This is a genomic window from Pedobacter sp. KBS0701 (genome assembly GCF_005938645.2).
Classification (GTDB): Bacteria; Bacteroidota; Bacteroidia; order Sphingobacteriales; family Sphingobacteriaceae; genus Pedobacter.
In genome coordinates, this window is sequence record NZ_CP042171.1 from 3,574,553 (window position 1) to 3,592,824 (window position 18,272).

An 18,272-nucleotide genomic window follows, 5' to 3' on the forward strand; every position below is an offset into this window, starting at 1 on the left:
AATGGCCGAAAACAGATCGCCTCATATTTTAAGCACCTCTGCCAATCTTTTGGGTATTTGCTTTATTGTACTTACTTCTTTAAAAAAACTCGCACTTACCGATGGCTCTTTAATTGACGAATTTGCTGTAGCTGCTGTAATGTTTTTTATGACGAGCTGCATCTTATCTTTCATCTCGATGAGGAGACAACAAACGGCAAGTCAGCGACTGGAAAAAGCTGCTGATCTCATCTTCTTATCTGGTTTATTGGTATTGTTTGTTGCTACAATTTTAATTGCCTTTAATTTAATAAAATAGATTAATACCTTTAAATGAAACCCCTATTTGTACTGATCATTGTTTATGTTTGCTTATTAGCCTTTGGCGGTCATACCACGTTTGATAAAGGAAATATTTTTGCAGGCAACATCGCCATGGGCGTGATGTTACTTTTTACCGCTATCGGGCATTTTAAATTTAAAACGAGCATGGCTGCCATGGTCCCCCTGTTTATCCCTAAAAAAGTAGAAATTGTAATTTTAACAGGTGTGCTGGAAATCTTATTTGCCACTGGCCTGGCGATTGAAAGCACCAGATATTTTACCGGAATAGCCCTGATTATTTTTTACATTGCCATTTTACCAGCCAATATTTACGCGGCCAAACACCGCATTAATTACGAAGATCTGCATAAACCAGGTCCGGGGCCAAAATATTTATGGTTCAGAATACCTTTTCAGCTTTTCTTAATCGCCTGGGTTTGGTACTTTAGCGTTCGATAAATATAGTTTAACCATAAAACATGCCTAACAATCCAATTCCTGCAAGCGCCAATAATCCAGCTGATGCCTTTACACGTTTACTCACCGTTTTAGATACATTGCGTACACAATGCCCCTGGGATAAAAAACAGACCATGGAAACACTGCGCCATTTAACTATAGAGGAAACCTATGAATTGAGCGACGCCATTTTAGAAGGCGATTTAGACGAAATTAAAAAGGAACTTGGTGATGTGATGATGCACCTGGTTTTCTATTCTAGAATCGCTTCCGAAACCAATGATTTTAACATTACAGATGTTTTAAACGGAGTTTGCGATAAACTGATAAACCGGCACCCACATATTTATGGCGATGTTGAAGTACAGAACGAAGAAGATGTAAAACGAAATTGGGAGCAGATTAAACTGAAAGAAGGCAATAAATCGGTGTTGGCTGGTGTCCCATCTTCACTACCCGCGTTGGTTAAGGCTGCCCGTATTCAGGAAAAAGCACGTGGCGTAGGCTTTGATTGGGAAGATAAAAACCAGGTTTGGGAAAAAGTAGAGGAAGAAATGCAGGAGTTTAAAACTGAATTTAATGTTGCTGATAATACGGCTATTGATATCGAAAAAGCTGAATCCGAATTTGGCGATGTACTTTTCTCTTTGATCAATTATGCCCGTTTCATCAATATTAATCCAGAAAATGCCTTAGAAAAAACCAATAAAAAATTTATCAAACGTTTTCAATACCTCGAAACCAAAGCAAAAGAAAACGGAAAAGCCCTGGCCGATATGACGCTTACCGAAATGGATGTATATTGGAATGAAGCAAAGAAATTATAGCTAAAAGGAGTTAAATCGCAAAATTAATATAAATTTTGCGATTATAATCGCAAAATTTATATTAATTTTGCGATTATGATTTCAAGAGCAATATCAGATTCTATTGAAAAACATCTGAAAGATGAAAAGGCAATTATTCTTTTAGGTCCACGGCAGGTTGGAAAAAGTACGCTCTTGCAACAGCTTTCTTCTAAATTTGCTAAACCTGTTATGTGGTGGAATGGTGATGACGCAGACATTAGGACAATACTTTCCAATACCACTTCAACCTCCTTACGTGCCCTTCTGGGAAAAGCCAAAACGTTGGTAATTGATGAAGCACAAAGAGTTGATAATATTGGTTTATCTATTAAATTAATCATTGATCAACTTAAAGATGTAAAAGTAATTGCCACTGGTTCTTCAGCCTTTGAGTTGGCCAATCATATTAATGAACCACTTACCGGTAGAAAATGGGAATATAACCTGTTTCCTTTTTCATTCGGAGAAATGGTAGAGGAAAACGGTCTGCTTGCAGAGAAAAGATTATTGAACCATCGCTTGGTTTATGGCTACTATCCAGAAATCGTGAACAATCCAGGCGGAGAAGAAATACGCTTAAAGCAGTTATCAGATAGTTATCTTTACAAAGATGTCTTAACCTGGGAAAAAATACAAAAGCCAGATAAGATGGAGAAATTAATCCAGGCTTTGGCTTTTCAGGTTGGCAATGAGGTATCATACAACGAACTGGGGCAATTATCGGGTTTAGATAATCAAACTACAGAGAAATACATCGATTTGCTTGAAAAGGCATTCATTGTATTCAGATTAGGCTCTTTAAGCAGAAACTTAAGAAATGAACTAAAGAAAAGCAGGAAGATTTACTTTTACGACAATGGGATCAGAAATGCTGTAATTAACCAATTTAGTCCGGCAGTATTAAGGCAGGATATTGGTGCCCTTTGGGAAAATTTCGTTATTAGTGAGCGGGTTAAACTTCTTGCCTACAAACAGATCAACTGCAACCAATACTTTTGGCGCACCCACGCACAACAGGAAATAGATTATATTGAAGAAAGAAACGGATTAATGAATGCTTACGAATTTAAATGGAATTCAAAATCCAAAGTGAAATTCCCAAAATCATTTTTAGGTGCTTACGAAAATGTAGAAACCAAAGTAATTACACCAGAAAACGTAAGTGAATTTTTATTATAAATAAAATTCCCCGTCCACATAGTACCATTGCCCATCTTCTAACCTGAAATTAGATTTTTCATGCAATACTTCAGTTTGAAATTTCTTATTCAGATAATAGGCCTTGAACTCGACAACGTCAAAACCTGAAAAAACAATCTCAAGCTTTAGCCATTTGGTATTTTTCGCACTGCTTAAATAACCGCTTTTGGAATGGTTATTTCTTTTACTACTATGCGTAGTTTCATAAAGATAATCCGCATCAGCTACTACAAAAGCAGAATATCTGGAACGCATTAAGGCCCCTGCAGTTGGCGCTGTTTTCATTTTTAAATGATAAGGCTGGCAACAATGGCTAAAGGCAGTTCCACTTCCGCAAGGACAGTTTATAATATCCATGATTAAAATTTTCAGTGCAAAAGTATGATTTAATATTCCTGCTGCTAAAATTTCCGTAAAATTGCAGCAGAATAATGAGGTATTTCTTTCACATTGCATATCAAGGCCAGTATTTTAGTGGGTGGCAAAAGCAACCTGGGGTTAAAAGTGTTCAGGAGGTTATTGAACAAACCTTATCGAAGATTTTAAAATCACCGACTGCTATTAATGGTTGTGGGCGGACCGATGCGCATGTACATGCGAGTCAGTTTTTTTTTCATGCCGATATTGAAAAAGAGATTGATTTCGATCTGCTTTACATTTTGAATAAAGCTTTACCCTATAATATCGCCGTATTCGACATTATTAAAATGGAAGGTAAACCCCACGCCCGGTTTGATGCTGTACAACGGAAATATGATTATTTTATCCATACTTATAAAGATCCTTTTTTAAGCACCCAAAGTTCCTTTTATCAATTAAACAATCTAGATTTTGATAAAATGAAAGCTGTGGTAAAATTACTACCGCTATACAAAAATTACAGGGCTTTCTGTACGCATCCGGATAAATACGAACATACCTTATGCAATGTAATGGAAGCCGATTTATTTGTAAACCCAAAGGGCGACAGGTTGAGGTTCCACATTGCCAGTAACCGTTTTTTAGGCAAAATGATCCGCATTATTATGGGTAAAATATTAATGGTTGGAAAAGGAGAACTTAGCTTTGATGAATTTGAAAGCGAACTGATTACCCTTCAAGCCTCAAAACTATCATTGCCTGCACATCCTACTGGCTTATACCTTTCAAAAGTCACTTACCCCTATTTAAACCTCGAACCACGGACTGAATTTATCCATAGTACACAAGGTATAGACTGGATTTCAATTTAAGTGTAGCGTTTTGATTTTAAACTCCGTTTAAGGGGTATGAAAGTCCAAATCTGCATTTTCCTTTTTGCCCTGATCTTATCTCTGGGCTGTAAAAAATCTACAAACGTAAATGTTTTACTGGATGGAAACTATACAGGTGTATTGGTAATTACGAATAGTATTAAGTCTGTGCCGGTAACCCGCCCAATTTCAATCTCGTTAAAGGATGGGAAATTCAACATTACACCTGGTGCTGATGCTAACCTAAAACCATCAGGTGGCAAGGGAACCTATACTTTTAAAAATGGGATCGGATATTTTACCGATGAGGGCGTTTGGACAGCAGATTTTGATTGGAATATGATTTTAACCGGCGAATACAATATTAGAAGCAGTGGTGTGGATTTAACCCTTCGAAAAAGATTCAATGCAAAAACAGATCTTTCTCCGGCTACCTCTTATGCTACTATAGATTATGAATATATTTTAAAAAGAAGCAATTAATCCTCGTACAAATGAAAAATTTAATGTTCTTATTTATCGCCCTGTCTATTTTTGTTTTTGGATGTAAGAAGAAATCTGAAACAAAAATAACGAATTACAATTTTGAAATCAATACGTCAAAATCAATTGGTGCATCTACATTAGTATTAAAATCGATTAGCGATAGCCGCTGCCCAATAAATGTTGATTGTATTAGTGCTGGAAGTGCAACAGTACATTTCAAATTAACAGGAAATAATGTTGATCAGGAAATTATTTTATGCAAAGGAGGAGAATGTGGCCCCCTAGAAAGTGTAACAAACATCAAAATAAACGGCATAAATTATTCACTCAAATTAATCGACATCACACCCTATCCTGAGTTCCAGAAAACAAATATTACAAAAACTGTAAAAGTTGAGTTAACAAGAGCTTAAGTTTAGGTTTGCTTGGGCATCGGTAAATGATCTGTCCGGTGACCCAAGTTTTTTCCTTATTTAAACCTGATTGCTTTAAGCGGAGAAACCTTGCTAATCAATAGTGAAGGAATAATCAAAACTGTTAAGCACACCGCTACAGTGACAACATTAAGCAGCAGCACATCTATAAAATGGAATTCTATGGGTGCATAAGCTAAAAAGTAAGACGCTTGATTCAGTTTAAAAATGTGAGTGGACTGCTGTAAGAAACCAAGTCCTAAGCCCAGAATATTACCAAGTAACAAGCCAATCCCAATTAAATAAGCCGCATTGTAAAGGAAAATTTTCATAATGCTCCAGTTGCTTGCTCCAAAAGATTTTAGCATCCCAATCATATTGGTTTTCTCTAAAATCATAATCAACAGTGCAGTAACCATGTTAATTACGCCTACGATGAGCATCAGGATTAAAAGTACTCTGGTGTTTACATCAAGAAGGCCTAACCAGGTAAAAATATTAGGGAAATTTTCTTCAATAGAGTAAGAGCGCAAATGGCGGGGAAGCCCCTCGTAAATATTATTGGCAATGGGCTTAAGCCTGTTAAAATCCTTAATCCTGATTTCTATGCCACCAATTTCGTTGGCTTTCCAGTTATTCAGCCGTTTAATAATATTCAGATTGCCCAGTACAAATCCCTTATCAATATCTTCTACACCGATATCATAAATGCCTACAATTTTAAATTTACGCGGCCGCAACTGGTTTTGAACAAAGTACATGATAAAATCATCGCCTGTTTTGAGTTTTAAGCGATTGGCAGTATAATTCGAAATAAGCAGTTCTTGCATGGCAGCCGTACTGTCAGAAAAATCGATGATGGTTCCGCTGATAATATGCTGTTTAATGTAATCCCAATTATAGCTTTTGTCTATCCCTTTAAAATTAATGCCTTCAATTTCATTATTGGCAGAAAGGATGCCCGGTTTTGTAGCAAAAGGATAATAATATTCAACATCTGGATTATTTTTGAGCATCTTTTTCGTTTCTCCATCAAGTGTGAAGGGTGAATGCTCAAATGAATTGTTCAGATCGTAACGGGTAATTTGTACATCGCCTAAATAGCCCCTCACTTTATCCTGGATTTCAGTTTTAAAGCCTTTAATAATCGCTATAGAAAGAATCATAACAGCTAAACTCAACATCACGCCTGCTATGGCAATGCGAACAATAAGCTTTGAAAAAGTGCGCTCAGATTTAACGGCTATCCGCCCTGCTATGAAATATTCGAAATTCAATTTAATCAATTTGTGTTAACAAAAATGCTCAATTCCTTTTTAAAAATGGCATTTTTGGAAATAAATAACCAACTTTAACCATCAGTCATTAACTTATAAGAATAAAACACCAATAGCATAAATAAAATATGTTATAAATTGTTTTGTGATAATACCGGAAGATTAGAATAATTAAAAAATGAAAAATTACATCAGCTTTGCTTTAACCAGTTTAATTGCATTATCGGCCTGCGGGCAACCCAAATCACTTGAGCAGGAAGCTTTGGGGAAGAAGAGCCCTGAAAACAGAAAACTGATGATTAAGGCTGTAAAGCTCCCTTCTGAAATTAAAACGGGTGCAGAGCAAACCGAAAAATATCTCCCGCTGTTAAAAGGTAAGCGTGTTGGCATGGTAGTTAATCCTACATCAATTATTGGTACGCAGACTTCGGTTGATAGCCTGCTGAAAAGAGGTGTTAAAATCCAGAAGATATTTGGGCCTGAACATGGTTTTAGGGGCAATGCAAGTGCCGGCGTTACCGTTAACGATGATGTTGATTCCAAAACAGGCATAAAAGCCATCTCACTTTATGGCAAACACAGCACCCCTACAGCTGAAGATTTAGCAGATATTGACATTATGGTATTCGATATCCAGGATGTTGGGGTTCGTTTTTACACCTATATCAATACCTTACAGCATGTTATGGAAGCCTGTGCCACAAACAATAAAACATTATTGATTTTAGACCGTCCAAATCCAAATGGCTATTTAATCGATGGGCCGATTTTAGATCCAAAATTTAAATCAGGTATTGGCGTGCAACCTATTCCTATTGCGCACGGCTTAACAGTTGGCGAATATGCACAGATGTTAAATGGCGAAGGCTGGCTGAAAAATAAGGTGAAATGCAAAATAAGCATTATCAAAAACGCCAATTATAATCATGATATGGAGTATACTTTACCGGTTAAACCTTCTCCTAACCTGAATACGCAGCAAGCTATTTTACTTTATCCGTCTACCTGTTTATTTGAAGGCACTTATTTAAATCATGGCCGCGGAACAATGTTTCCTTTTACCGTTGTTGGAGCACCATACCTTAAAGGTAAATTCGATTTCAGTTTTACCCCAAAAAGCATAAAAGGAATGTCTGAAACACCATTGTTTCAAGATCAGGTTTGTTATGGCTTAGATTTAAGAACTTACGATACCTCAAAACTGGTAAAATCGAAACAGGTAAATATCAGTTGGTTAATCGAACTATATCAGGCATCGCCAAGAAAAGAAGATTTTTTTAATACCAGGTTAAGTAAAGAAATGGGGATTATCGAAAGATTAGTTGGTGTGGCAGATTTCAGGCAACAGGTAATTGATGGAAAAAGTGAAGCAGAAATCAGGGCAAGCTGGGAACCCGGCCTAAGTGCATATAAAACCATGCGCAAGAAATATTTGTTATATAATTAATTATTGAATGAGAGAATGATTGAATTACTCTTGCAATTATTTTCAAACTTAACAGATAGAGGTTTGTTATTATTTGTAATTGATAAGCGTTGTGCTATTCAATCATTCAAAATTCAATCATTATAGCTATGAGCGGTCCAAAAGTGAAAAGTGATAAACCAGGAAGTAATTACCAGGAAGAGGTACCAAAAGGCAGGGAGCCTGTTGACCACAAAACCGTAAGAAAAGAAAACGACAGTACGCCGAATAAAGCGCCTAAAACCAATAATCCGGCGAAACAGCGAGAAAACGAAGAACAACCTGTTCATCCGATAAAAAAGGCACCAAAAGAATAATGCAGGATAAAGAATTACACCAGTTAATTATGAATTGGTGTAATTAAATTTTTAAGGCAAAGCAAAATGAGGCACCCTGTCCCTCTTCACTTTCCACCCAAATTCTGCCCCTTTCGTTTTTTATAATTTCTGCTGAAATATAAAGCCCAAGACCTAAACCTGGATAGGTATGTTGCAAACTTCCACTCACCCGATAAAACTGATCGAAAACCAGATGTTGCAGTTCTTTCGAGATCCCGATTCCATAATCCCGTACACACAAAATTACTTCTGCATTTAACACATAAGTACTTACATCAATCTGATTGGCATCAGTAGAATATTTAATCGCGTTTGATAAAAAATTAGTGATCACCTGGCCAATACGTTCCCGATCCACATAAACCATGGCATTGCTGTTTAAATCGGTTTTGATGTAATGTTTAGAGGTTATATGCTGCATTTCGTCTACGATTTCTCTTACGACCTCATCAAAATCAAATTTTGTCGGATTAAAAGTCATTTTTCCTGACTGTATTTTGGTTACATCAAGCAAATCGCCAATTAAACCGGTTAAACGGTTCAATTGTAAATCCATTTTGCGTACCATATCAGCCTTTTTCTCATCCCCCTCATTTCTGATCATCCTTTCCAATACCTGTGCATAAGCTTTTATACTCGTTACCGGCGTTTTAAGTTCGTGGCTCGCAATGCCCAAAAATTCGTCTTTTTGTTGCTGAAGCTGTACTTGCTTGGTTACATCCATTGCAGCATGTAAAATAGCATAAACCTCGCCCTCTGCATTTCTTAAAGGTTTGTAGGTAAAATTAAACCATACTTTCTCCAACTTACCGTTAACAGGCAATAAGGCTTCTTGTTGATCGGCGTGGTAAGGAATACCTGTACGATAAACCTCTTTTAAAATATTGATAAAAGGTTGTCCTTTAAGCTCAGGTATAGCCTCTTCCATCGGCTTTCCGATTACACTTTTATCTTTACCCCAGAACCGCAGCATTTCATCGTTAGCCAGAGAGATTATAATATCTTCCGTTTCGTAATAGCCCGTGGCCATTGGAGTATCCAATAACAAATTTCTGAAACGTTCTTCGCTTTTAGCCATTTCCATCCGCGAATGTACCAACGAGGTGATTTCGTTAGCCACAACCATGATCCCGGTCACCACATTGTGCTGATCGCGGATTGGGTCATATACAAAATTGAAATAATAATCCTGAAGTATACCATCTCTTTCTATCCTCGCCATGGTTTCATAGCCATAATGTGGCACCCCTGTCTGGTAAACCTGAGTTAACAAATCGGGAAAGGGCTGTCCCTTTAGTTCGGGCAAACCATCAATTAAACGAAGACCAATTACCTCTTCTGTTTTACCCCATAATTTTAAAAGATCTGCATTTGCCTGTTCAATTATAAAATTCTCGCCCCTCAAAATACCTATGGCCACAGGTGCATCCTGAATCATCTTCCGAAAAAGTTCTTCACTGGCTTTAATTTTTAATCGCGCAATTACCAGTTCGGTAACATTAGTGGCATTATTAACGATGCCCCAAACCTGCCCGTTATCATCTTTTAAAGGTTTATAGATAAAATCAAAATAAAAGGTCTGCAGTACACCATTATTGATCAGCAATACGCGGTCTTCTTTGGTTTCATAGGCAATACCTGTTTGGCGAACCTCTTCCAGAATTCCTAAAAAAGGTTGGTCTTTTAATTCTGGCAGTGCAATGGCAAGTTCCTGCCCGATAACACGATTATCCCTACCCCAAGCTTTAAGTATTGCCTTATTGGCTACTTTGATCACCATTTTTTCTCCAACGTACAATGCAATAGGCATTGGAGATTCTTCAATCAATGTATAAAAAATGGCAGCGTTATCGTCAAGATTAATATGCATATTGGGATGAAAGGACAAATATAATAGGTTTTCTATTTACTATTGGCTTTTAGAAATGATAATAATACTTTCTCATCATGCGCCAGGCCCAGTTTTCCGGTTATTTTATTGTTATTCATTTTTTTCATGTATTTGCCCAGTTCATCGTTCTCATAAGCGGTAAGCAACAGCGGATACACATAAGAACTTTTACATACGGCTCTCGTATTGCCTAACTTTTTCGCTACGCAATCTAACACACTAACAATAGCCTTTTTAGAGTTGAGGTTAAAGTTTTCGTCGGCACTGCACTTCGAAAACTGGCGCAATGCTTCTAACGTTCCGCCCCAGGTTCTAAAATCTTTGGCAGTAAAGTCATCACCTGTAATTTCTCTAATATATGAATTTATTTTACCCGAATCGATACTTTTGTGTTCTTTGCCATTAGTGTAAAACTGAAATAATTCCTGCCCGGGAATGTCCCTGCATTTTTTGACCAGTCTGGCTAAGGATCTGTCGTTCAGTTCCACTTTCTGCTGAACACCCTTTTTACCTATAAAATCCATCGTAATTTTGCTACCGTTGATTTTAACGTGTTTATCGCGCAGGGTAGTAAGGCCGAAAGAACCATAGAGCTGTTTATAACTTTCGTTACCCACACGGATCAATGTTTTTTGAAGCACATCAACGGAAATGGCTAATACCTTCCGTTCATCTAATTCTTTCCTCCGGAGGTCTTTTTCGAGATTTTTCCTGGCATTTGGCAATGCTTTTCCAAATTCCAGTAAACGAAAATATTTATCTTCCGATCGGCGGCTGGTCCATTTGTTGTGATATTTATATTGTTTTCTGCCGGCAGCATCAATTCCGGTTACCTGCAGGTACGCGTTGGGTTTGTTGGCAATCCATACGTTTTGCCATGCAGGTGGAATCACCAGCGCTTTTATCCTATCAAGGTGTTTTTCTTCGGTTATTTTATGTCCATCTTTATCTTCATAGTGGAATTTACCCGGTTTGCCTTTTCGGTAAATCCCAGGCATACCGTCGGTTACGTACACCAATCCACTTGCTTTAACAACATCTTTGCCTTGTACCATTTTTGCCTGTAAGTATGGGTTTATTTTTAGTTATTTTGCAAAACTTTAGCGTGGGTATCCACGTTATTTTTTAGAAACACAACACTTTCTTTATGAAAATAGTTTTTATGGGTACGCCTGATTTTGCCGTAGCCTCTTTAGATGCCTTGGTACAAGCCAATTTCGATGTGGTTGCGGTGGTTACTGCGCCTGATAAACCGGCAGGTCGTGGCCAGAAGCTGAACGAAAGTGCGGTAAAAAAATATGCTATAGAAAAAGGAATTCCTGTTTTGCAGCCCGAAAAATTAAAAAACCCCGAATTTATTGAGGAATTAAAATCATATCAGGCCGATCTGCAGGTTGTGGTGGCATTCAGGATGTTACCGGTGGTAGTTTGGAACATGCCAGCCAAAGGAACCATCAACCTGCATGGCTCGTTATTACCACAATACCGTGGTGCAGCTCCCATCAACCATGCCATCATCAACGGAGAAAAAGAAAGTGGTGTAACAACTTTTTTCCTGAAGGAGGAAATTGATACCGGGGATATTATTATGAGCGATAGTGTAGCGATTGCAGATGATGAAACCGCAGGCGATTTGCACGATAAACTGATGTACATTGGTGCCAACCTGCTGGTAAAAACGCTTAAAGCAATTGAGGCTGGCGAGGTTAATGAACAACCGCAGCCACAAAGCGGTGAATTAAAGCATGCACCTAAAATTTTCAAAGACGATTGCAAAATCGACTGGAATAACCAAGTACAGACGATTTATAATTTAATTCGCGGCCTGAGCCCTTATCCTACTGCTTTTACTTTTTTAAATGATAAAACCCTGAAGGTATTTAAGGCCGAAATAGAAGATAAAGAACCGGGTATAGTTGCCGGTGGTTTTTTAACGGACGGCAAAAGCTATTTAAAATTTGCCGCTAAAGATGGTTTTATCAAACTTTTAGATATTCAGTACGAAGGCAAAAAACGAATGCTGATCGAAGATTTCTTAAGGGGAATGCGGTTGTAATTGAAATTTGAGTTGTCAACTTTAATAGCCATTATGCAAGAAAGTTGACAACTCTTCTGGTCGATTGCATGAAATCATTACGTGCAGATCTTAAAATTGGGATGAAGACCGACTGGAATTGCCAATAGATCCGAAATACAGTTATTCTTTTTTTGGAAAGCAGTAGCAGAAGCTTTTAGGCTAATGCAGTCCCGCTCCCGCTTCTGCCAATTTGAAGGAAATTGGCATCCCGCTTTGATCGGGTTTAAGTGGCCAAAAATTGCTCCTGTTTAGGGTTATAAAGTTCATTAAGGATATTGGTAGATGCTGAAATAAATTCATCACGCTTGATCTCGAAACTCCCGAGTTGACAACTCTGATAGTAATTGCTCTTGGTGGTCTGTGCGCCACAGACCATGGAATAGGAGGAATGCGGTTGTAATTGAAATTTGAGTTGTCAACTTTAATAGCCATTATGCAAGAAAGTTGACAACTCTTCTGGTCGATTGCATGAAATCATTATGGGCGGATCTTAAAATTGGGATGAAGACCGACTGGAATTGCCAATAGATCCGAAATACAGTTATTCTTTTTTGGAAAACAGTAACAGAAGCTTTTAGGTTAATACAGCCCCGCTCCCGCTTCTGCCAATTTGAAGGAAATTGGCATCCCGCTTTGATCGGGTTTAAGTGGCCAAAAAGTGCAATTATTTGGGTTTAAATTGCACAGTAAAACTATCCCTTGTTAAATAAACCCGACCGAAAGCGTTATCCCGATTAGGAATTGTTTCTCTTGTGAAGTAAATTTTATCGGGATTAAGCAAAGGGCGGGACTAGCGGAGCCGAAGCACTACAAGCTTTGCTTTCCAAAAAATTGGGCTGCTTTTAAACCATCATGGATGCTGAACTAAATCCGATAGCTACCGGATCAGCATGACGCGTTACTGAATAGAAAGCAATAACGGATACGCCATGATAAATGGTCAGATATAATCGTTCAAGCTATCAGTTGCAAGGCAAAAAACTATAACAATTCGATTAATTGAAAATTAGTATCACTGAACAAGGCTGTATCATTAATATAGAAGTCATCCTGAGGGATAATTTTTTCGTAAACAATATGAATTAATCTGCTTAAAAACACCTCGATTTGCCATCATTTCGAGCGGAGTACGACGAAGTCGGGAACCCGAAGGCTCTGCGAAGCAAAATCTGTTTTGATAGATTTCTCCACTTCGCGCTGCTCCGGTCGAGATGACGATTTTTTACTACCGGTTATAATTATCGATAGCCCTTTCTATATTCTTTTTACCAGATTCGCCTACCAGAAATCCTCCCAGACTTAAGCCGGCACCCAAACCTAACAAAACAAAACTGCCCGTATAACTACGGTCTGCGTATTTTGGCATACCACCGAATGTGGTACCTACTTGTTTACCTTCTGACATCAGTGTAACCCCACTGGCAATAATTGCAGCTCCTGCTGCCACATACATGGCAATGCCTGTAATTTTAGTATTCTTATATCGCCTTAGCAGCGCTAAACTTTTCGGATTATCAGCCATGGCCTCGTTTAAATTACGATAATTTACCCTTTTTAAATCGGAATAACCCTTGTTAATAAACATCCGGTTGTTTACTGCCTGCCGCCTGTAATCTCTAAATCCATAGTAATCACCTTCCATAAGAACGTCATCGTAAATCACTTCCTGATAAAGATTGAGCTTACCCTCAATAATCCGTTCAGCAAAAGAGGCCTCTCCCAAAAGACTGAGTTTTCGGGTGTTGGCAAAGAAGCCATCCTGATTGTTAAAAAATTTGATCTGTGACACCGGTATCCGCCTTGAATCGGCCCGAAGCGACCACCCGCCGGTTAAATCGGGTCGCAACCTGATCTTTTGTGCATAAACTGTAGAATCTGAATAGAAGTACAGAAAGTTTCTGGATTCGTTCAACTGCTGTGAACGGGCGTTCAGGCCATAGCAAGCCATTACGAGAATGAGTAATTTTTTCATTTCGGTTAAATTTGTGTGTGTGACCAATAATACTAAAAATACAGTTCAGGTGAACACAAACCGATAGAAATAAAATGTAACATCGCCGAAGCAAAAGAAATTTGCCTCCTGAGTAAATTGAGGATAGTGATTACAAAGCGTTTAATTTCTCAATCAAAAACTTCGATACCTCATTAAAATAACGTTTCCTGCCATAGCCCATTACCCATTGTATGCCTTGTGTAGCATTAGTGATAAAAACTTCTTCGGCTTCTTTTAATATTTCGGGGTTGATTTGTGCCTCAATTAAAGGCATATCGTTCATTTTGCACAACTGCATGATAGCTGTACGCATTACACCACTTATGCAACCTTCAGCAAGTGAGGGCGTATAAATCTGTTTGCGGTATACGACAAAAACATTGGCACTGATGCTTTCGCAAAGAAAGCCATATTGGTTCAGGATCATGGCCTCATCCAGGCGGTTTTGACTTTTAAAAAGTCCGGCCATAACATAAAGCAGGGCATTGGCAGTTTTAAAATTCGAGAGTTTATTAACTGGTTTAGTCATTTCATCAAAAACATCTATGATCAAACCTTTACTGTTTAACTCATATGCAGATGTTTTTAAAGGAATACCCTCCAAAATATAACCGGCTTTATTTATTTCGGGCGTATAAACTCCTGCTCCTCCTCTGTAAACAGAAAGGCGGAAACGGACGTTACCGTTCCATTTGTTGCGTTTTGCCAGATCGGCGGTTTTTTGACGCAGAAAATAATCATCCATTAAAGCATGACCATCAATTTTAAGCGCTTTCATGCCAGCTGTTAATCTATCGGCATGTAAATCGGCAAATTGCAGCTTATTATTAATCATTCGCATGCTTTCGAACAGTCCATCGCCAAATTTGAAACTTCTGTTCGAAGCTGTTAAAATCGGGTCATCTACCGCCTGAAATTCATCATTAAATAAGAGGTACTCCTGAAGCATATTTTATGATGTAGCAATATAATTTTCCCATTTGTTTAAGCCAGCTTTAAAATCGGGTGGCAATGGCGATTCGAAGTACATATATTCTTTTGTGGTGGGATGAATGAAACCTAAACTCTGCGCATGTAAAGCCTGACGTGGCAACAATTCGAAACAGTTATCCACAAACTGTTTGTACTTATTAAACGTTGTGCCTTTTAAAATCTTATCGCCACCATACATTGCATCGTTAAAAAGCGGATGACCAATGTGCTGCATGTGTGCCCTGATCTGGTGTGTGCGGCCGGTTTCGAGCTCACAACTGATTAAAGTAACATACCCTAAACGCTTTAGCACTTTATAATGCGTTACAGACCATTTTCCTTTTTCTTCATCATCGTAAATATCCATCACCCGACGATCTTTCACACTTCTGCCAATGTAACCGGTTACCGTTCCATCGTTTTCGATATCGCCCCAAACCAATGCAATATATTTACGGGTAATACTGTGATCAAAAAACTGACGCGCAAGGTGTGTAATCGACTTTTCATTTTTACTGATCAGCAATAAACCCGAGGTATCCTTATCAATCCGGTGTACCAGGCCCGGACGGCCATCATTGCCTGGCAGTTGAGGCAGTTGCTCAAAATGGAATGCCAAAGCATTAACCAAAGTTCCGGTATAGTTATTAAAACCCGGGTGTACAACCATACCGGCAGCTTTATTTACAACCAAAAGATCGCTATCCTCGTAAATGATATCCAATGGTAAATCTTCGGGATAAACTTCGGTATCGCGCGGTGGGTGTGGTAAAACGATAGATATTTCATCATAAGGTTTAACCTTATAACTCGCTTTTATCTGTTTCTGGTTAACCAGTACGTTGCCTGCATCAATTGCATTCTGAATACGGTTTCGGGAAGCATTTTCTACGCGCACCATCAAAAATTTATCGATACGTAGCAAAGACTGCCCCTTATCGACAATAATTTTTAAATGTTCATATAATTCCTGCTCTTCTGACTCCTGCAATTCGACCACATTTTCCATGGGGCAAAAATAAACTTTTAACTTCAAGAATTTTTTAATGATTGTAGTTTTAGGAAAAACAATCTTATCTTTAATATAATTAAATCATCCTAAATCATTTATATGAAAAAATGTTGCGCTTTAAAGATGTTATGTGCCATATTTTTATTGGGAATGGCTCAAAAAGCAAGTGCTCAACAAGATGTTGGAGGCTTGTTTGTAGGCGGACCGGCCGATGCAACCAAATTGGTTAATGCCTATTTCGATCCTTTATACAAAGGTTTAGGCCTGGGCTTAACGGATGGATGGTCGAACACTGCCCAATCAAAAGGTTTTTTAAAATTCGATGTGAGGCTTTCGGCCTCCGGGGCTTTTGTTCCTCAATCGGCCAGAAGTTACGATGTAAATACATTGGGTTTAAGCAATATTAAACCTGCTCCTGGTGCTTCCTCAACAGGCCCTACTGCTTTTGGAGATGATCGCGAAGGGGGTAAAATGGAAGTGTACACCAGCAACGGTATCCCTACAGGCAAATTTTTCAACCTACCACAGGGCGTGGGTTTCCATATAGTACCTTCGGCACAGATACAGGCTACGCTGGGTTTGCCAAAAAATATCGATGTTACTTTAAGGGCCATGCCTAAAATAAAATTAGGTAGCGACTTAGGAAGTTTATCAATGATCGGTTTTGGTGCAAAAGTTGAACTTTTACCTTTGTTTATGGGATCAACAACGGAGAAACTGGTTCCGGTAGATATTGCGATAGCAGGTGGTTTTACCCAATATAAATATAATCTAGATCTGGATATCGATAATACTGGAAATTCAGATCAACGTATCGACGCCAAATTTAACGGTGTAAATTTTGATGCTATTGTTTCTAAAAAAATATTGTTTTTTACTCCATTTGCCAGTGTAGGCTACCAAACTTCTAATACTAATTTGAAAGCATTGGGCACTTATCGTTTTGCTACCAGTGCAACTACTTCAGCAACTTATGTTGACCCAATTTCGGTTAAACAGACCGATATTGATAGTGTGAGGGCAAGTTTAGGCTTTCAGCTGAAATTTGGTTTCTTTAAGTTTTATGGTTCGTATACACAGGCGAAATACAGCATGGTTAATGCAGGTTTTGGTTTCGGTATTGGTAAATAATGAACGATCAGCTATAATTTTGTTTAAAAACACCTGAAATATTCAGGTGTTTTTTATTTTTACGCGTGTTCGAAGAAATATATAGCCCGGTACAAAAAATAACATTTGCGCCTTTTAACCATCTTTTTGTAAAGCGTGATGACCTGATTGACCCCTATATTTCGGGTAATAAATGGCGCAAACTTAAATACATTTTAGCGAAGGCTGAGGAGGAAAAAAAAACACATCTGGTTACCTTTGGAGGGGCTTATTCCAATCACCTGGTAGCTACAGCCGCTGCTGCATCGCGTTCGGCACTTAAATCAACCGCTTTTGTACGTGGAGAAAAAGTAAAAAACGAGATGTTATTATTGTGCGGTTTATTTGGCATGGAACTCATTTTTGTTGATCGCGAAAGTTATCGCGACAAACAAAAATTGTTTAAACAGCATTTTGCTGACGATGAACAAAGCTATTTTATTGATGAAGGTGGTGCTTCGCCTGAAGCTACCATAGGCTGTGCAGAAATTATCGGTGAGTTAACCGAAACTTACGATCATATTTTCTGTGCTGCCGGAACGGGAACCACAGCTGCAGGTTTATTGAAAGGAATTCAGCAACATCAATTAAACATGAAACTCCACGTTATCCCCGTGCTAAAAGGCGGTTTTATTGAGGATGAAATTGTGCAACATACGCCTCTTTCTGATCATTTAAATCTCCACCTGGATTATCACTTTGGCGGCTATGCTAAAACTAACCCCGAATTGATCAATTTTATTAAAACTTTTACTGCCCAAACCGGCCTACTCTTAGATCCTGTTTACACGGCAAAGATGTTTTATGCCATCGTCGATTTACAGAAACGAGGAATTATCGGTAAGGATGAAAAAATCCTTGCCATCCATACCGGGGGATTGATGGGCCTTTTTGGCATGAAGGATAAGTTTTAAACAAGTAAATGTTAATCTGTAAACATAAAGAGGTTGTCTCATAAATGTAGAATTGTCATCCTGAGGGATAATTTATTGTATAAAAATCAATATGAATGACAGATCTTTTTGGCAAATGGTAGGCTGCGCGAGATCGTCATTCCCAACTCGATTGGGAATCGTAACGCAAGAGCTTTAAGATTCCCGCCTGCGCGGGAATGACGCCGTGCTAATAAATCCTGTCAACGGAAGCTTGTCGAAGGA

19 protein-coding genes are annotated in these 18,272 nt (G+C 38.4%); 12 read left to right on the forward strand and 7 right to left on the reverse strand.

All coding sequences use genetic code 11. The features are described 5' to 3' along the window. Window position 1 precedes the first annotated feature (1 nt). The 4 genes from FFJ24_RS14415 to FFJ24_RS14430 all read left to right on the forward strand — a co-directional run bounded on the left by FFJ24_RS14415 (window position 2) and on the right by FFJ24_RS14430 (window position 2,789). Window positions 2–298, forward strand: a complete 297-nt coding sequence (locus tag FFJ24_RS14415) for a hypothetical protein (protein ID WP_138822248.1) — start codon at window positions 2–4, stop codon at window positions 296–298. A gap of 14 nt (window positions 299–312) precedes the next feature. After that, the gene (locus FFJ24_RS14420) at window positions 313–762 is read left to right on the forward strand and encodes a hypothetical protein (protein WP_138822250.1); all 450 of its coding nucleotides are present in this window, start codon (window positions 313–315) and stop codon (window positions 760–762) included. Between the two features lie 20 nt (window positions 763–782). Further along, entirely contained in the window at window positions 783–1,589 is an 807-nt protein-coding gene (gene mazG / locus FFJ24_RS14425) for a nucleoside triphosphate pyrophosphohydrolase (RefSeq protein WP_138822252.1), read from the forward strand. Between the two features lie 75 nt (window positions 1,590–1,664). Further along, window positions 1,665–2,789 (forward strand): ATP-binding protein, encoded by a 1,125-nt coding sequence (locus tag FFJ24_RS14430; RefSeq protein ID WP_138817897.1) that lies wholly within the window; start codon window positions 1,665–1,667, stop codon window positions 2,787–2,789. On the opposite strand, the gene FFJ24_RS14435 is transcribed toward FFJ24_RS14430, so the two are convergent. Beyond that, on the reverse strand, window positions 2,784–3,167 hold the full coding sequence (locus tag FFJ24_RS14435) for a YchJ family protein (protein WP_246862620.1): 384 nt from the start codon (window positions 3,165–3,167) through the stop codon (window positions 2,784–2,786). The two genes, FFJ24_RS14430 and FFJ24_RS14435, sit on opposite strands and share 6 nt — an antisense overlap. Window positions 3,168–3,241: 74 nt before the next feature. Here FFJ24_RS14435 and FFJ24_RS14440 point away from each other — a divergent pair, with 74 nt between their 5' ends. The 3 genes from FFJ24_RS14440 to FFJ24_RS14450 are packed head-to-tail and all read left to right on the forward strand — an operon-like array spanning window position 3,242 to window position 4,941. Then, on the forward strand, window positions 3,242–4,042 hold the full coding sequence (locus tag FFJ24_RS14440) for a tRNA pseudouridine(38-40) synthase TruA (RefSeq protein WP_138817898.1): 801 nt from the start codon (window positions 3,242–3,244) through the stop codon (window positions 4,040–4,042). 36 nt (window positions 4,043–4,078) lie between these two features. After that, window positions 4,079–4,525, forward strand: a complete 447-nt coding sequence (locus FFJ24_RS14445; RefSeq protein WP_138817899.1) for a hypothetical protein — start codon at window positions 4,079–4,081, stop codon at window positions 4,523–4,525. 11 nt (window positions 4,526–4,536) lie between these two features. Beyond that, a complete protein-coding gene (locus FFJ24_RS14450; protein WP_138817900.1) occupies window positions 4,537–4,941 on the forward strand; it encodes a hypothetical protein in 405 nt (134 codons plus the stop codon). Between the two features lie 56 nt (window positions 4,942–4,997). Here FFJ24_RS14450 and FFJ24_RS14455 read toward each other — a convergent pair whose 3' ends face one another. After that, window positions 4,998–6,218 (reverse strand): FtsX-like permease family protein, encoded by a 1,221-nt coding sequence (locus FFJ24_RS14455; protein WP_138817901.1) that lies wholly within the window; start codon window positions 6,216–6,218, stop codon window positions 4,998–5,000. A gap of 178 nt (window positions 6,219–6,396) precedes the next feature. Between FFJ24_RS14455 and FFJ24_RS14460 the strand changes: the two genes are divergently transcribed. Both FFJ24_RS14460 and FFJ24_RS14465 read left to right on the forward strand, forming a co-directional pair. After that, window positions 6,397–7,665, forward strand: coding sequence for an exo-beta-N-acetylmuramidase NamZ domain-containing protein (locus FFJ24_RS14460; RefSeq protein ID WP_138817902.1), 1,269 nt, complete (start codon window positions 6,397–6,399; stop codon window positions 7,663–7,665). Between the two features lie 128 nt (window positions 7,666–7,793). Then, on the forward strand, window positions 7,794–8,000 hold the full coding sequence (locus tag FFJ24_RS14465) for a hypothetical protein (RefSeq protein ID WP_138817903.1): 207 nt from the start codon (window positions 7,794–7,796) through the stop codon (window positions 7,998–8,000). Window positions 8,001–8,043: 43 nt separating this feature from the next. Here the strand turns inward: FFJ24_RS14465 and FFJ24_RS14470 are convergent, their stop codons facing one another. After that, the gene (locus tag FFJ24_RS14470; RefSeq protein WP_138817904.1) at window positions 8,044–9,891 is read right to left on the reverse strand and encodes an ATP-binding protein; all 1,848 of its coding nucleotides are present in this window, start codon (window positions 9,889–9,891) and stop codon (window positions 8,044–8,046) included. 32 nt (window positions 9,892–9,923) lie between these two features. Beyond that, window positions 9,924–10,967: a DNA topoisomerase IB gene (locus FFJ24_RS14475; RefSeq protein ID WP_138817905.1), complete on the reverse strand. Its 1,044-nt coding sequence runs from the start codon at window positions 10,965–10,967 to the stop codon at window positions 9,924–9,926. Between the two features lie 92 nt (window positions 10,968–11,059). Here FFJ24_RS14475 and fmt point away from each other — a divergent pair, with 92 nt between their 5' ends. Continuing rightward, entirely contained in the window at window positions 11,060–11,968 is a 909-nt protein-coding gene (gene fmt / locus FFJ24_RS14480) for a methionyl-tRNA formyltransferase (RefSeq protein WP_138817906.1), read from the forward strand. Window positions 11,969–13,214: 1,246 nt separating this feature from the next. On the opposite strand, the gene FFJ24_RS14485 is transcribed toward fmt, so the two are convergent. The 3 genes from FFJ24_RS14485 to FFJ24_RS14495 all read right to left on the reverse strand — a co-directional run bounded on the left by FFJ24_RS14485 (window position 13,215) and on the right by FFJ24_RS14495 (window position 15,963). Next, window positions 13,215–13,961, reverse strand: a complete 747-nt coding sequence (locus tag FFJ24_RS14485; RefSeq protein ID WP_138817907.1) for a hypothetical protein — start codon at window positions 13,959–13,961, stop codon at window positions 13,215–13,217. 130 nt (window positions 13,962–14,091) lie between these two features. Further along, the gene (locus FFJ24_RS14490) at window positions 14,092–14,931 is read right to left on the reverse strand and encodes an aminotransferase class IV (RefSeq protein ID WP_138817908.1); all 840 of its coding nucleotides are present in this window, start codon (window positions 14,929–14,931) and stop codon (window positions 14,092–14,094) included. A gap of 3 nt (window positions 14,932–14,934) precedes the next feature. Beyond that, window positions 14,935–15,963, reverse strand: coding sequence for an RluA family pseudouridine synthase (locus tag FFJ24_RS14495; protein ID WP_138817909.1), 1,029 nt, complete (start codon window positions 15,961–15,963; stop codon window positions 14,935–14,937). Window positions 15,964–16,065: 102 nt separating this feature from the next. On the opposite strand from FFJ24_RS14495, the gene FFJ24_RS14500 reads away from it, so the two are divergent. Both FFJ24_RS14500 and FFJ24_RS14505 read left to right on the forward strand, forming a co-directional pair. After that, window positions 16,066–17,097, forward strand: coding sequence for a DUF6588 family protein (locus FFJ24_RS14500; protein WP_138817910.1), 1,032 nt, complete (start codon window positions 16,066–16,068; stop codon window positions 17,095–17,097). Window positions 17,098–17,162: 65 nt separating this feature from the next. Further along, on the forward strand, window positions 17,163–18,029 hold the full coding sequence (locus FFJ24_RS14505) for a 1-aminocyclopropane-1-carboxylate deaminase/D-cysteine desulfhydrase (protein WP_138817911.1): 867 nt from the start codon (window positions 17,163–17,165) through the stop codon (window positions 18,027–18,029). Window positions 18,030–18,272 lie beyond the last annotated feature (243 nt).